The organism is Ruegeria sp. CK1, from assembly GCF_056536545.1.
Window position 1 is genome coordinate 77,148 of the sequence record NZ_JBQFPX010000002.1, and the last position, 15,008, is coordinate 92,155.

The window sequence follows — 15,008 nt, forward strand, 5'->3', positions numbered from 1 at the left end:
TTTGCTTACCAGAGCGTCAAGAACGGGATGTCCCCTTGACGCTGCCGCGCAAGCCTGAGCATGTATGTCCGGACATTATACCGTGGCTCGGGGCTGCATCGCCAGCCCGAAATGCCCAAGCCGAGACAAGTGCCCAAATGCTGCTGCTAATCGACAACTACGACTCGTTTACCTACAACCTGGTACACTACTTAGGCGAACTTGGTGCCGAAATGGTTATTAGGCGGAATGATGCCTTGGATGTTCAAGAAGCCATGGCAATGAACCCCGCAGGTATTCTTCTTAGCCCCGGCCCTTGTGATCCGGATCAGGCTGGAATCTGCCTCGCCTTGACTGAGGCGGCGGCCGAAACAAAAACGCCGCTGATGGGCGTGTGTTTGGGGCACCAGACCATTGGCCAAGCCTTTGGTGGCGACGTTATTCGGTGCCACGAAATCGTGCATGGAAAAATGGGTACCATGCATCATACCGGCAAAGGCGTGTTTGCTGGGCTACCTTCGCCTTTCGAAGCAACACGCTATCATTCGTTGGTGGTTGATCCCCAAACCCTGCCCGAATGCCTTGAAATCACGGCTGAGCTGGAAGATGGCACCATCATGGGACTTCAGCACAAAGAACTGCCCATTCACGGCGTCCAGTTCCACCCTGAGTCTATTGCATCAGAGCACGGCCACGCCCTGCTCAAGAATTTCCTGTCTGAGATGAAAGTTCCTGCATGAGCGACGCTCTGAAACCGCTGATCGGTGCCGCTGCCGATCGGCCTCTGACACGTGCTGAGGCTGAACAGGCCTTTGGCATTCTGTTCGACGGAGAAGCCACACCCAGCCAGATCGGTGGATTGCTGATGGCGATGCGCACCCGAGGCGAAACCGTTGACGAGTACGCCGCTGCTGCCGCTGTAATGCGCGCAAAGTGTAACGCAGTTAGCGCGCCAGACAGTGCCATGGACATTGTCGGAACCGGAGGTGACGGCAAAGGTACGCTGAACATCTCTACCGCCACGGCCTTTGTCGTTGCCGGAACTGGGGTCACCGTTGCCAAGCATGGCAACCGCAATCTCAGTTCAAAGTCCGGTGCAGCTGACGCACTGGGGCAGCTTGGAATCAACGTGATGGTCGGCCCAGAGATCGTTGAAAACGCACTACAAGATGTCGGCATCGGCTTCATGATGGCCCCAATGCACCATCCGGCTATTGCCCATGTCATGCCATCCCGCCAGGAACTTGGGACACGTACGATTTTCAACATTCTTGGCCCTCTCACCAACCCTGCCGGCGTCAAACGCCAGCTAACCGGAGCCTTCAGCCGTGAGCTTATCCGCCCCATGGCTGAAACACTGCGCCTGCTTGGTTCGGACCGCGCATGGCTGGTACACGGCTCGGATGGCACCGACGAGCTGACAATCACAGGCATCAGCTGGGTTGCCGCGCTTGAAGACGGAGTCATCAAGGAAGTTGAACTTCACCCCGAAGATGCGGGCCTACCTGTTCATCCGTTTGAGGACATCATCGGAGGCACACCCGAAGAAAACGCCGTCGCCTTTCGCGCGCTGCTGGATGGCGAACGCTCAGCTTATCGGGATGCGGTTTTGCTGAATTCTGCTGCCGCATTGGTTGTCGCGGATGCCGCCACCGACTTGAAGGATGGCGTTGCCAAAGCCGTAGAAAGCATCGACAGCGGAAAAGCCAAAGAAAAAATCGCCGCACTGGCCCAATTGACTCAGGAGGCCGTATGACCGAGACGGTTCTGGATAAAATCAAAGCCTATAAGCTGGACGAAGTTGCCTCTGATAAAGCATCGAAATCGCTGGACCTGTTGGAAAGCGAAGCAAGGCTTGCCCCAGAAGTTCGCGGCTTTGCCGACGCCCTGCAGAAGGCAGCGCGTCGTGGCTATGGTTTAATTGCCGAAGTTAAAAAGGCCAGCCCATCCAAGGGGCTGATCCGTCCAGATTTCGATCCACCTGTTCTGGCCAAGGCTTACGAAGAAGGCGGCGCCGCGTGCTTGTCAGTGTTGACTGACACACCAAGCTTTCAAGGTGCAAAAGAATATCTGACCGCAGCCCGCGAAGCCACATCACTGCCTGCTTTGCGCAAGGATTTCATGTATGATCCTTATCAAGTGATCGAGGCGCGCGCTTTGGGAGCGGATTGCATTCTGATCATCATGGCCTCTGTCGAAGACGCTCAGGCGGCCGAATTGGAACAAACCGCTTTTGATTGGGGCATGGACGTGTTGATTGAAGTTCATGACGAAAATGAGCTGGAACGCGCAACGCAGCTGAAGAGCCCGTTGATCGGCATAAACAACCGCAATCTCAAGACCTTCGAAACCTCGCTCGACACGACTCGCCGCCTCTCAAAGCTGGTTCCGGGCGACCGGACTATCGTGTGTGAAAGCGGTCTTAGCACGCCCGAAGATCTGGCAGACATCGCCCGTTATGGCGCACGTTGTTTCCTAATTGGAGAAAGCCTGATGCGTCAGGACGATGTTACCGCCGCGACCCGCCAACTTTTGGCAAACCCGCTGATCCCTGGGGTGATGTGATGCCACTGACCCATTTTGACGCTCAAGGCCAAGCGCACATGGTAGATGTCTCGGACAAGGCCGTGACAGACCGTGTTGCAGTGGCAGCAGCTCACATCAAGATGGCACAGGAAACCTTTGATTTGATTTCCGAAGGTCGTGCCAAAAAGGGTGATGTTCTTGGCGTTGCACGTCTGGCCGGGATAATGGGGGCAAAGAAGACGCCGGAGCTAATACCCCTGTGCCACCCTCTGCCGGTCACGAAGGTTGCGGTCGAGTTAACACTCGATCCCGAACTGCCCGGCGTTCAGATCGAAGCAACTGTTAAGACCTCGGGCCAAACCGGCGTTGAGATGGAAGCGCTAACTGCCGCCTCAACCGCAGCATTAACCGTCTATGACATGACAAAGGCCGTTGATAAGGCCATGGAGATCGGTGGCGTTCGCGTCTTGCTTAAAGATGGCGGAAAGTCAGGACGTTACGAGGCGAAATGATTTCCGTAGAAGACGCCCGATCACTGCTGTTTGATCTCGTTTCTCCTCTTGAAGCGGAATTGGTGCCTCTTACCGAAGCCGCCGGACGCGTTCTTGCCGAAGACGTAAGCGCAACCCGGGATCAACCGCCGTTTGCCGCATCTTCGATGGACGGGTATGCCTTAAAGTCGACCGAGGTCGAACTGCATGCGATGTTCAAGGTCATAGGAGAATCCGCTGCAGGTCGCCGTTTCAGCGGCACGGTCGGCGCAGGGCAAGCGGTTCGCATCTTTACTGGCGCTCCAGTTCCTGACGGAACGGATTTCGTGGTAATTCAAGAAGACACCGAACGACGCGGGGATCTACTTACTATCACCGATGACCCCGGCCCAAAGTCGAACATTCGTCCAGCAGGTATCGATTTTACTTCCGGTGCGAAAATTACTGCACCGCGCTGTTTACGGCCAGAAGACATTGCTTTGATGGCCGCAATGAACATCCCCGTTGTGCCGGTTAGGCGCAAACCGGTTGTTGCTTTGATCTCGACAGGAGATGAGTTGGTGATGCCTGGTGAGACACCGGGCCCGGACCAGATTATCGCCTCGAACACTTTCGGGTTAAAAGCACTTTTAGAAGAAGTTGGCGCACGGGTACGCGTTCTTCCTATAGCTCGTGATACCGTCACATCACTTGAAACGGCTTTTGAGCTGGCCAAGGGTGCTGACCTAGTTGTCACCATCGGTGGCGCGTCGGTGGGCGCGTACGATTTGGTCGGTGACGTCTCGGAAAGTTTGGGGATGGAGCGATCATTTTACAAGATCCGTATGCGTCCCGGCAAACCTTTGATGGCCGGACGCCTGGGATCTGCTGCGATGGTTGGATTACCGGGCAATCCCGTGAGTGCGATGGTTTGCGGATATCTGTTCTTGGCACCGATGTTGCGCCGCATGCTCGGCATTGCGCAAGTTCTACCGCCGTTCCAACGTGCGCGGTTAGCTGAGCCTATCGGCAAGAACGGTCCACGTGAGCACTATATGCGTGCAGTTCTCAGCGACGACGGCATACGAGCCTGCCAAGACCAAGACAGTTCGTTACTTAGTGTGCTTGCCCAAGCCAATGTGCTGTTGGTTCGCGAACCGCACGATCCGGCACGTCAGTTAGGGGACGAAGTGTCGTACCTAGCAATATAGTCGGGCTTCAAATCCATTGACACAAAACGTGAACATGCGTAGAACAAAAGAAAACGCATAACCGACGAGGTGTGAGCAATGCTGACCAAGAAGCAGTTGGATTTGTTGGAATTCATCCACAAACGCGTTCAGGCGGACGGTGTTCCGCCAAGTTTCGACGAAATGAAGGCCGCGTTGGACTTGCGGTCGAAATCTGGCATCCACCGGCTGATCACTGCACTGGAAGAACGGGGCTTTATCCGCCGCCTTGCCCACCGTGCGCGCGCGATTGAAATCGTGAAACTGCCTGAAAGCCTTGGGGGCGAACCCACCGCTGCGTTCAAGCCACGTGTCATCGAAGGTGACAGGCCCGAAGGTAAGCGCCCAGCCAATTTTGAACCCGTTACTGTTTACGCGACTGAGCTGCCTGTCATGGGGCGCATTGCAGCTGGTGTTCCGATTGAGGCCATCAGCCACGAATCTCATCGTGTTGCTGTGCCCGGAAGCATGATCTCGGGTAAAGGCGACCACTATGCCCTTGAAGTACGCGGAGATTCGATGATCGACGCGGGTATAAATGACGGTGATGTTGTGGTCATTCGCGAAACGAAAGTGGCAGACAACGGCGATATCGTTGTAGCCTTGGTCGAAGATCAGGAAGCTACACTTAAGCGTTTTTTCCGACGTGGAAACGCGATCGCACTTGAAGCGGCCAATCCGGCCTACGAAACCCGCGTTCTGCCCGAAAGTAAGGTTAAAGTGCAGGGACGTCTGGTGGGGTTGATCCGCAGCTACTAGTCCATTTGTCGGTTGCGAACCCCCGGCATTTCCGGGGACCACAATCGATATCCGATGACTTCTCGGCTGGTTGTGATGCGGCCGTTTAAAATGGCCAGACTACCTGTTTCTCTTAAACGCTCTGGATCGAACGTCCCGCATGCCCCCCGCAGGTCCAAGGCAACGGCGGACACCACGATTTGGTTGGCTCGGCATTCCTTGAACCCTTGGGCGGCGCGTTTTCCGGTGACATGCACAAGTTCCTTGTCTTGCCAGACATATCGCTGCACCAAATCCGGCCCCTGCGGCCAGCGGCTTGCTGCTTTGGTCTGATCAACACCTTCTCCGTCGTTTTCCAGCCAAACCGTAGCGATAAATCCGCTGCCTTTTTTCTTGCTCAGCGCCCGACCGCCTTCAGTCATAACCCCGACAAGACCCCCAGTATCGGCGATCAGAATCTCAGGTCTCTGCCCCTGCCCCCACATTAAGAAAGCCACCAAAACAGGCCCAATCCCAATCCATTTCGCGCGTCCGTGCCAAAGGGCTACCCACAATGCACCAAGCGCAAACATTGGCAATACGTAGTGCGGCGGGCTGACAACATACCCTTGAGCCCCATCCAGAGCCGACACCCGATCCGAAACGGACAGTATCCACTCCAGCCCAAGCCCCATCACTTTCAGCGCCAGCGTTTCCAAGCCAAAGGGCGCCAGTAGCGCGGCTACAAAGGCGGCAGGCACGACTATTGTGCCCATTACAGGAACCGAGAGTATATTGGCTAACAACCCGTAATGAGACAGGGTATTGAAATGTGCTGCGCCAATCGGAGCCGTCGCCAGCCCTGCAATTGCGGACGATAGCAACAGCCCTGCCACAGGTTTCAGCCATTTAGGTACGGGCATGGGCCCCATGTCACGCAACCAACCAAATACAGCGACAAGTGCCGTTGTCGCCGCAAATGACATTTGAAATCCGGGGCTAAGCAGGGATTCTGGCCGCAACGTCAACACAATCAAAGCGGCAACCGCAACAACACGCAGTGAAATCGCGCGGCGGTCTATGAGAACAGCACCAAGCATGACGCTGACCATGACAAACGCCCTTTCTGTCGCGACGTTGCCACCGGACAACATGAGGTAGACAATCGCCGCAACAAGCGCAGAAACCGCCGCCAATTTTCGGACTGGCAGTCTCAAAGCAACCGATGGAACCGCCGACAGGCCTAAGCGGCAAACCAAGAACACGAACCCAGTCAACAACCCCATATGCAGCCCTGAAATTGCAAGAAGATGCGCGAGGTTTGACGCCCTGAGGGATTTCAAAGTCTCCTGCCCCATGCCACTGCGGTCACCGGTCGTAACAGCTGCCGCGAATCCACCAATCTCTCCGGGAAGAATTGCGCGCACCCGCTCTGATATGGCCATTCGCCACGCCGTGATACGCACCCCTTCGACCGCGTGGTCCGCAGGCGCAACGGTCATTACGGGAACTCGCGTGTATCCCACTGCACCTAGGCGCTGAAACCACGCGTGGCGACGGAAATCGAATCCACCAGGCTCAACCGGTCCTTGTGGTGGGGACAGATGTCCGGTTGTCATGATCCTTTGGCCGGGCTTCAATGAACTCACCGCCCCGTGCAGTGAGAGTCGGACGCGCTGCGGACGGTGGTCTTCGGGCACCTCCTCGACTCGAACCCGGTCCAGCGTCACCCGCAGCGCATCCGACGCAGAGCGATCCAAGGCTATGACCCTCCCCTCGATAGGGCCATAGTAGCGCCATGTAAGGACCGGCTCTGCGACCGAGTGTGCCCGCGCACCTGCCAGCACAAAGCCAGCCGCAATCAGCGCACCCCCAATGGCTAACGAGGCCCAGCCCGAGTTATTTGCGCGCCCGATCCAAACCAGTGCTGCGGACACGCCAATAAGACAGCCATAGACACGCCACCCTGGTTCGAAACGAAGGCTGAAATACAAGCCGATGCCAATGGCCAAACAAATTGGAGACCATTGAAACAAATACCCCGTTTGGTTCAGCAATGCGGCCTCGACCCGTGCCAGAACACGCATGGTTGCCCCCGTCCTTCGGGCTCGTTAGACAGGCGCCAATCTATGCCCGACACGGTTACCAAAAGGTTAATCCACACAATGTCCGATCAGGTCGTCACTCGTTTCGCCCCCTCGCCCACCGGCTTTCTGCACATCGGTGGCGCACGCACCGCGCTGTTCAATTGGCTCTATGCTCGTGGGCGTGGCGGCAAGTTCCTGCTTCGGATCGAGGACACAGACCGCGAGCGTTCCACTCCCGAGGCAACAGCCGCGATTTTGCAAGGTATGGAATGGTTAGGGCTGGATCATGACGGAGACGTTATCAGCCAGTTCGAGGGCGCAGCGCGTCACGCTGAGGTTGCGCGTCAACTTCTTGCCGAAGGGAAAGCATATAAGTGTTTTTCAACGCAGGAAGACATCGCAGACTTTCGTGAGAAAGCCCGCGCCGAAGGTAAGTCGACTTTGTTCCGCAGTCCCTGGCGCGACGCAGATTCAACAGCCCACCCGGATGAACCGTATGTAATCCGCATCAAAGCACCACAAAGCGGTGAAACCGTCATTCGCGATCAGGTTCAAGGCGACGTGATCATCCGAAACGATCAATTGGACGACATGATTCTGCTGCGCTCTGACGGTACACCGGTCTATATGCTGGCCGTGGTGGTGGATGATCACGACATGGGCGTGACACATGTCATTCGTGGCGACGACCACCTGAACAACGCAGCGCGTCAGATGATGATCTATGAGGCCATGGGATGGGACGTGCCAGTCTGGGCACATATTCCGCTGATTCATGGTCCGGACGGTAAGAAATTGTCCAAGCGGCACGGTGCCTTGGGGGCTCAGGAATATCAAGCGATGGGATATCCGGCCGCCGGCGTACGCAACTATCTTGCACGTCTTGGCTGGAGCCACGGAGACGACGAATTCTTTACTGACGAGCAAGCCAAAGAATGGTTTGATCTGGATGGAATCGGAAAAAGCCCGGCCCGCTTTGACTTGAAAAAGCTCGAGAATCTTTGCGGCCAGCATATTGCAATTTCCAATGATGCTGCATTGCGGCATGAAATCGAAGCCTATTTGGCTGCGGCAGAGCGCCCCGCTCTCACTCCGACACAATCCAGTGATTTGGAACGCGCGATGTATTGTTTGAAAGATCGCGCACGAACCTTCCCGGAATTACTTGAAAAAGCACACTTTGTGTTGACCTCGAGGCCAATTGAACCGGATGAGAAAGCGGCAAAAGCCATACAATCTGTATCCGACGGTATACTGAGTGAATTGACGCCGCACGTGCAAAATGTTAGCTGGTCGCGGAACGAACTGGAGGAAGCCCTCAATGCCTTTGCCGAGGCACAGGGCGTCAAGTTCGGCAAGCTCGCTGGTCCGCTGAGGGCTGCGCTGGCAGGTCGTGCTGTGACACCTTCGGTGTTTGACATGATGCTTGTGCTGGGGCGCGATGAGACCCTGGCGCGGCTCTCCGACGCAGCAAAATAATCCTGGCTTCATGATCAGGTAACGCTGCTCCGCTACGACACGGTCAGCACTTGGTGTATGACCGCAGACCGCGCTGCCAACCACTCGCTTGGTGCGCGCATGAACGAAGAAGGGACAACGATGACCGACAACAAAAAAACAGCCACTCTTACAGTACATGGTGAAAGTTACGAGTTGCCGGTTCACTCGCCAACCGCGGGTCCGGATGTTATCGACATTCGCAAACTCTACGGCGACGCGGGCGTATTTACCTATGACCCCGGCTTTACCTCGACAGCAAGCTGCGACAGCACCATCACGTATATCGACGGTGAAAAAGGTGAACTGCTGCACCGCGGCTATCCGATCGATCAACTGGCAGAGAAATCGCACTTCCTAGAAGTATGCTACCTGCTGCTGTACGGAGAGCTGCCTGCCGCAAAAGATCTGGAGAAGTTCGAAACCACCATTACCCGCCACACCATGCTGCACGAACAGATGCAGTATTTCTATCGTGGTTTCCGCCGTGACGCCCACCCTATGGCGATCATGGTTGGTGTTGTTGGTGCAATGTCGGCTTTCTACCACGACTCGACCGATATTCATGATCCCCGCCAGCGCGAGATCGCCTCGCACCGCTTGATCGCAAAGATGCCGACCATCGCGGCTTGGGCCTATAAGTACCACAACGGTCAGCCCTTCGTGTATCCGCGCAACGATCTGGACTATGCGTCAAACTTCCTTCGCATGTGCTTTAGCGTCCCTGCCGAGGAATACGACGTCAATCCGATCCTGAGCCGTGCAATGGACCGCATTTTTACTCTGCATGCCGATCACGAGCAGAACGCTTCGACCTCAACCGTACGTCTGGCTTCGTCATCGGGTGCGAACCCATTTGCCTGCATCGCCGCTGGTATCGCCTGCCTCTGGGGTCCGGCCCACGGTGGTGCAAACCAAGCGTGCCTGGAGATGCTTGAAGAAATCGGTTCGGTAGATCGCATCCCTGAATACATTGCCCGCGCCAAGGACAAGGACGATCCGTTCCGCCTGATGGGCTTTGGCCACCGCGTTTACAAGAACTTTGACCCGCGCGCGAAGGTGATGAAACAGTCGGCCGACGAAGTGCTGGATCTGCTGGGCATCGAGGACAACCCGAAGCTGCAGGTTGCCAAAGCACTGGAAAAGCAGGCGTTGGAAGATCCGTATTTCGCTGAGAAGAAATTGTTCCCGAACGTAGACTTCTACTCGGGTATTATCCTCGACGCGATGGGCTTCCCGACTTCGATGTTCACCCCGATCTTTGCGCTGTCTCGGACCGTTGGCTGGGTCAGCCAGTGGAAAGAGATGATCGCCGATCCACAGAACAAAATCGGTCGCCCACGCCAGCTGTATCTGGGCGAAACCCTGCGCGACTATGTAGATATCGAAAAGCGCTGATCTTTGCGATTGAATGCGAAAGCCCCGGACCCGCGTCTGGGGCTTTTTCTATAATAGGCTCAACTGATCACCAACCTGAGCAGGTCTATCAAACAAGTCACATCTCAGCGGTGGCGTTTTCGTCGCAAGCCCCAGCCGTTTCACCGCCAACTTGAACCGCTTGGCGACAAGTCCTGCATACTCGCCCTCACCCCGCATGCGATGCCCCCAACGTGGGTCATAATCCCTGCCGCCGTGCATCTCACGCAGTTTGGACATGATTTTCTCGGCCCGCGCAGGTTCATGCTCTTGCAGCCAGTCCTGCCACAGCTCTGAGACCTCGCGCGGAAGGCGCAGCATGATCCAACTGGCCGCATCGGCCCCGGCATCGCGCCCCGCTTCCAGCAGCAGCTCCAGTTCATGATCTGTCAAGCCAGGCACTATCGGAGATGTCATCACTCGAACCGGGACACCCGCTTCTACAAGACGCCGTATTGTGGCCAGCCGTCGCTTGGGCGATGGCGCGCGCGGCTCCATTCGGCGGGACAGGTCTGCATCCAATGTGGTCAGAGAAATCCCAACACGCACCAACCCCTTTTTCGCCATTGAGGCTAAAATGTCCAAATCCCTCTCGACCAGTACCCCTTTGGTAACGATCCCTATTGGGTGATTAAAATCTTGCAGCACTTTCAAGCAGTTTCGGGTGATTTCACGCGTTTTTTCAACCGGTTGGTATGGATCGGTGTTTGTTCCCAGCGCTATGGTTGCCACTTTATATGCTTTGCTGGACAACTCTTTGCGCAAGATGTCCGCGGCGTTCGGTCGTGCAATCAATTTCGTTTCAAAGTCCAATCCGGGCGAAAGTCCAAGATAGGCGTGCGATGGGCGCGCAAAGCAGTAAACACACCCATGCTCGCAGCCGCGATACGGATTGATTGAGCGGTCAAATGGAAGATCCGGTGAGCGGTTGTATGTGATCAAGCTGCGCGCGATCTCATCGCGAACATCTGTCCGCAATAACGGGATATTCTCCTCAATGTCCCAGCCATCATCGTAGGCAACCGTTTCGAATTGTTCGAACCGTCCTGCGTTGTTTGTGGCGGTTCCCCGCCCCCTGATATGCGGCGCGCTCATGTTTGTTCACTTTTTGTTCCTTTTCTTCGGTATATCGAACACAACATGGTCAGGCAAGCACACCATGAAAATTCAGAGACTTGCGTCTACGATTGCGATCTACCACCTGTTGAAAGGAATGCAGGATAATCATGCAGAAAATTCTGTCGTGAGATCCAAAAATCTGACGTATAGGTCGGTCCCGAAACCACTGAGGTCGCAATCGTCACAGTCAAACTGCGACGTTTTGGCCAAAAACGGGAAAAATGCCACCACGGGCCCAAGGTCCGCACAGCTCAGGGAAATGCCCCATGTCCGATGAAGAAGACATCGTCCTGTCCGAACTAAATGACGACGAACTCGTCGAACAGATGTTCGACGATCTTTATGACGGCCTGAAAGAGGAAATCGAAGAAGGTGTAAACATCCTGCTGGAACGCGGATGGACCCCTTACAACATTCTCACCAAAGCTCTGGTCGGTGGTATGACCATCGTTGGCCACGACTTCCGCGATGGTATCTTGTTCGTCCCCGAGGTTCTGCTGGCTGCTAACGCGATGAAAGGCGGCATGGCGATCCTAAAGCCTCTGCTTGCTGAAACCGGCGCACCGCGGGTTGGAAAAATGGTCATCGGCACCGTCAAAGGCGACATTCACGACATCGGCAAGAACCTTGTTTCGATGATGATGGAAGGCGCAGGTTTCGAGGTCGTAGATATCGGCATCAACAATCCGGTCGAAAACTATCTTGAAGCGCTGGAAACCGAACAGCCCGACATTCTGGGCATGTCGGCGCTGCTGACTACAACAATGCCATACATGAAAGTTGTGATCGACACTTTGGTAGAACAGGGCCTCCGTGAAGACTATATCGTTTTGGTTGGCGGCGCACCGTTGAACGAAGAGTTCGGCAAAGCCATTGGTGCAGACGCCTATTGCCGTGACGCGGCCGTGGCAGTTGAAACCGCCAAGGAATTTGTCTCGCGCAAGCACAACCAACTGGCCGGCTGATTGGACAGACAAAATGTTCACAGGCCGTCCGGTTTTCGGGCGGCCTTTTTTGTTCATGCGGCTGTCTTATAGTTTTGAAGGGGCTCCAGATGCAGCAGGAAAAAATGCCAGACGATGTAAGCCTGACGACCAAAGGCTACGATTCTAATGAGAAGGGACAGATTCTGCTGCTTGCGTGTGGCGCGCTCGCGCGTGAAATTCTGGACCTTAAACGGCAGAATGGTTGGGACCACATGTCGCTGACCTGCCTCCCTGCGATCCTGCACATCCACCCCGAAAAGATCACTCAGGCAGTTCGGGACGCTATTGCCAAGCATCGCGATGACTATGATCAGATTTTTGTAGTTTATGCTGATTGCGGCACTGGCGGTTTACTTGAAAAAGCCTGCGCCGAACTTGGGGTTGAAATGGTCAAAGGCCCGCATTGCTATTCCTTCTTCGAAGGAAATCAGGCCTTTGAAGCGCGCGGCGACGATGAAACCACTGCGTTTTACCTGACGGATTTCCTCGCACGGCAATTCGATGCCTTTGTCTGGAAACCACTTGGCCTGGATCGCCACCCCGAACTACGCGATATGTACTTTGGAAATTACACCAAGCTTGTCTATCAGGCGCAAATCGATGATCCCGAACTCACGTCCCGTGCCCGCAAATGCGCCGAGAAGATGGGTTTGGAATTCGAACGCCGTTTCACCGGCTATGGCGATCTTGAAACAACGTTAACGGATTGGGCGACGCGCGCACCGGCCAACTAATCGGCGTCAGGCGTTTTCCTGGGCGACGTCCCGGATACGTTCTATCATAGACCTCAGCCCGTTCGAACGTTGCGCGGAAAGGTGATCATTCAAGCCTAGCCGCGCCAATTCGCCGCCTGCATCAACCTTGGTCACTTCGCTGACTGGCAGGCCGTTGTACAGCGCACGCAAAACCGCGATCAGGCCGCGAACGATCAAAGCGTCACTGTCACCATCGAAACGGAAAACACCGCGTTCGATAATCGGGTGCAGCCAAACCTGACTGGCGCAACCATTGACCTTTGTAGCCGGAACTTTGAAGGCGTCGTCCAGGGGGTCCATGGCCTTGCCCTGATCGATGACATGGCGGTACCGGTCTTCCCAGTCCTCCAGAAATTCGAAATCCTCGACGATTTCTTCAAAGGCAGGCGTTGCCATTTTGGGGCGGTCCTTTCGATGCGTTCACAAGTGTGAACTATGCCTCCGTTCCATGCCTGTCCACCCCCTTGCGTGGCTTTTCAAGCGCCCGAATTTACGATAACCCATTGTTGCATCTACTGCTCTGGACGTTGGGACCATGCAAAAATCGTTTATTGTTCTCTTGGTTGCCACTCTGACCGTGTCAGCATGCAGCAACTGGCGTGACTCGCGGGCTAACCCGTCCAACTGGTTCGGCCCCAGCACTCCGTCTGCACCGAGCGAGGTTTCGGCAAATGACGCCGATGCACTTGTGCCTAAGAAAAAGGAAGGCGCAGGGCTGTTTGGCAGATCAGAAGCCCCTGACACTAGCGTCCCAATTGCCAAGATCGATGAGGTGCGGATTGATCCCACCCCAAATGGTGCAATTGTTTATGCGACTGGCACCGCATCCCGGCAAGGCGCCTACAATGCCCAACTGGTACGCGTCAGCAGTGAAGAGAATCAGAAGAACGGCGTTCTCGAATTCACCTTTCGGGTAAATTACCCGGAACGAGCGACCAATCAGGGGACCGAGCGTTCGCGCATGGTTTCAGATGCGATCAATATCAGTCGGGAAGACTTGCAAAACACGCGGTTGGTGCGGGTTGTGGGGCAACAGAACGCGCTTGAATCGCGTCGCCGATAATCGACTTTAAAGCGCAACGACCTTGACGTTTTGCCCCTTGGCGGCCAGAGCGATCTTACCCTCGCAGAGTTTCAAAGCATCCTCACCGAACACCTCGAACCGCCAACCCGACATAGCGGGCAATTCGCGTTCACCCGCTGCAATCTGATCCAGTTCCGAACTGGTAGCGATCAGTTTAGCCGCCACACCCGAGCTTTCGGTTTTAGATTTCAACAGCACACGCAGAAGATCTGCCAAGGCCGGATTGACCTTCAGTTTGTCCCGACTGTTATCAACGCTCGGCAACTGATCGGCAGGGCAATTTACGCCGTTTCTTACCGCAGCCAAAATACCATCGGCAATCGCGCCCTTACGCGCCTCGCGCAGTAAAAGACGAGAACCGCCAAGATCAGATGGAGACTTAGGTTTGGTTGAAGCCAGCTCAATGAGCGCATCATCCTTGAATACCCGGCTGCGTGGGACGTTGTTCTCCTGAGCATAGGTTTCTCGAAATTGCGCCAACTCACGTACAACTGCCAGAAACTTGGCCGAGTTTGTCCGTGTTTTTACGCGTTTCCACGCATCTTCAGGTCGGATGTCGTAAGTTTCAGGCTGGGTCAGAGTCCGCAGCTCTTCCGCCACCCAGTGGATGCGCTGCGATTTCTTCAACTGCGCTGCCAGAAATTCGTAGATTTGGCGCAGATGGGTCACATCGGCCAGCGCATAAGTCTTTTGCGCCTCGGATAGCGGTCGCCGGGACCAATCGGTAAAACGCGAGGTTTTGTCGACACCTTGTTTGCAAATCTTGCGCACCAGTGTCTCATAGCCAACCTGCTCACCAAATCCGCAAACCATCGCCGCGACCTGTGTGTCGAATAGCGGTTTGGGAAAAACACCAGCATCAACCCAAAAAATCTCAAGATCCTGTCGCGCGGCGTGGAATACCTTGACCACGTCTTCATTGCCGAACAGCTCGTATAATGGCTCGAGCGACAATCCATCAGCCAGCGGATCAACCAAAACAGCGCTATCTTCATCGTCGGACGCAAACGCCAACTGCACGAGACAAAGCTTCGAATAGTAGGTTCTTTCGCGCAGAAACTCGGTGTCTACAGTAACATAGTCGTATTCCGCAGCGGCCTTGCAGAAATCGGCCAGCTCTTGCGTCGTTGTCAGGGTTTTCAT

General features: G+C 55.2%; 15 protein-coding genes. 11 read left to right on the forward strand and 4 right to left on the reverse strand.

Translation table 11 applies throughout. The features are described 5' to 3' along the window. The first annotated feature begins 137 nt into the window (after positions 1–137). The 6 genes from ACR0L3_RS06935 (at position 138) to lexA (ending at position 4,963) form a co-directional block, all read left to right on the forward strand. On the forward strand, positions 138–719 hold the full coding sequence (locus ACR0L3_RS06935) for an anthranilate synthase component II (RefSeq protein WP_480744796.1): 582 nt from the start codon (positions 138–140) through the stop codon (positions 717–719). Next, positions 716–1,735 (forward strand): anthranilate phosphoribosyltransferase, encoded by a 1,020-nt coding sequence (gene trpD / locus ACR0L3_RS06940; RefSeq protein WP_480744797.1) that lies wholly within the window; start codon positions 716–718, stop codon positions 1,733–1,735. Before ACR0L3_RS06935 ends, trpD begins: the two co-directional genes overlap by 4 nt. Further along, the gene (trpC, locus tag ACR0L3_RS06945) at positions 1,732–2,544 is read left to right on the forward strand and encodes an indole-3-glycerol phosphate synthase TrpC (RefSeq protein ID WP_480744799.1); all 813 of its coding nucleotides are present in this window, start codon (positions 1,732–1,734) and stop codon (positions 2,542–2,544) included. Before trpD ends, trpC begins: the two co-directional genes overlap by 4 nt. After that, positions 2,544–3,017 carry a cyclic pyranopterin monophosphate synthase MoaC gene (gene moaC / locus ACR0L3_RS06950; RefSeq protein ID WP_480744801.1) on the forward strand — a complete coding sequence of 158 codons (474 nt, stop codon included), beginning with the start codon at positions 2,544–2,546 and terminating at the stop codon, positions 3,015–3,017. Before trpC ends, moaC begins: the two co-directional genes overlap by 1 nt. Continuing rightward, a complete protein-coding gene (locus tag ACR0L3_RS06955) occupies positions 3,014–4,186 on the forward strand; it encodes a molybdopterin molybdotransferase MoeA (protein WP_480744802.1) in 1,173 nt (390 codons plus the stop codon). The genes moaC and ACR0L3_RS06955 overlap by 4 nt, the downstream gene beginning before the upstream one ends. 78 nt (positions 4,187–4,264) lie before the next feature. Continuing rightward, a complete protein-coding gene (lexA, locus tag ACR0L3_RS06960; protein WP_480744804.1) occupies positions 4,265–4,963 on the forward strand; it encodes a transcriptional repressor LexA in 699 nt (232 codons plus the stop codon). On the opposite strand, the gene ACR0L3_RS06965 is transcribed toward lexA, so the two are convergent. Next, positions 4,960–7,008, reverse strand: a complete 2,049-nt coding sequence (locus ACR0L3_RS06965) for a ComEC/Rec2 family competence protein (RefSeq protein WP_480744805.1) — start codon at positions 7,006–7,008, stop codon at positions 4,960–4,962. The two genes, lexA and ACR0L3_RS06965, sit on opposite strands and share 4 nt — an antisense overlap. A 78-nt stretch (positions 7,009–7,086) precedes the next feature. Here ACR0L3_RS06965 and gltX point away from each other — a divergent pair, with 78 nt between their 5' ends. Both gltX and gltA read left to right on the forward strand, forming a co-directional pair. After that, positions 7,087–8,487: a glutamate--tRNA ligase gene (gene gltX, locus ACR0L3_RS06970; RefSeq protein WP_480745442.1), complete on the forward strand. Its 1,401-nt coding sequence runs from the start codon at positions 7,087–7,089 to the stop codon at positions 8,485–8,487. 120 nt (positions 8,488–8,607) lie between these two features. After that, positions 8,608–9,903: a citrate synthase gene (gene gltA, locus ACR0L3_RS06975; RefSeq protein WP_480745443.1), complete on the forward strand. Its 1,296-nt coding sequence runs from the start codon at positions 8,608–8,610 to the stop codon at positions 9,901–9,903. A 48-nt stretch (positions 9,904–9,951) separates the two neighbouring features. On the opposite strand, the gene ACR0L3_RS06980 is transcribed toward gltA, so the two are convergent. Beyond that, entirely contained in the window at positions 9,952–11,016 is a 1,065-nt protein-coding gene (locus tag ACR0L3_RS06980) for a PA0069 family radical SAM protein (protein ID WP_480744806.1), read from the reverse strand. A 290-nt stretch (positions 11,017–11,306) separates the two neighbouring features. Between ACR0L3_RS06980 and ACR0L3_RS06985 the strand changes: the two genes are divergently transcribed. Together ACR0L3_RS06985 and ACR0L3_RS06990 are read left to right on the forward strand one after the other, a co-directional pair. After that, a complete protein-coding gene (locus ACR0L3_RS06985) occupies positions 11,307–12,005 on the forward strand; it encodes a corrinoid protein (protein WP_480744808.1) in 699 nt (232 codons plus the stop codon). 89 nt (positions 12,006–12,094) lie between these two features. After that, positions 12,095–12,760, forward strand: coding sequence for a DUF1638 domain-containing protein (locus ACR0L3_RS06990; RefSeq protein ID WP_480744809.1), 666 nt, complete (start codon positions 12,095–12,097; stop codon positions 12,758–12,760). Between the two features lie 6 nt (positions 12,761–12,766). On the opposite strand, the gene ACR0L3_RS06995 is transcribed toward ACR0L3_RS06990, so the two are convergent. Then, positions 12,767–13,177 carry a SufE family protein gene (locus ACR0L3_RS06995; protein WP_480744811.1) on the reverse strand — a complete coding sequence of 137 codons (411 nt, stop codon included), beginning with the start codon at positions 13,175–13,177 and terminating at the stop codon, positions 12,767–12,769. Positions 13,178–13,316: 139 nt separating this feature from the next. On the opposite strand from ACR0L3_RS06995, the gene ACR0L3_RS07000 reads away from it, so the two are divergent. Next, positions 13,317–13,844, forward strand: a complete 528-nt coding sequence (locus ACR0L3_RS07000; protein ID WP_480744812.1) for a hypothetical protein — start codon at positions 13,317–13,319, stop codon at positions 13,842–13,844. A 6-nt stretch (positions 13,845–13,850) separates the two neighbouring features. On the opposite strand, the gene rnd is transcribed toward ACR0L3_RS07000, so the two are convergent. After that, positions 13,851–15,008, reverse strand: a complete 1,158-nt coding sequence (gene rnd, locus ACR0L3_RS07005; RefSeq protein WP_480744814.1) for a ribonuclease D — start codon at positions 15,006–15,008, stop codon at positions 13,851–13,853.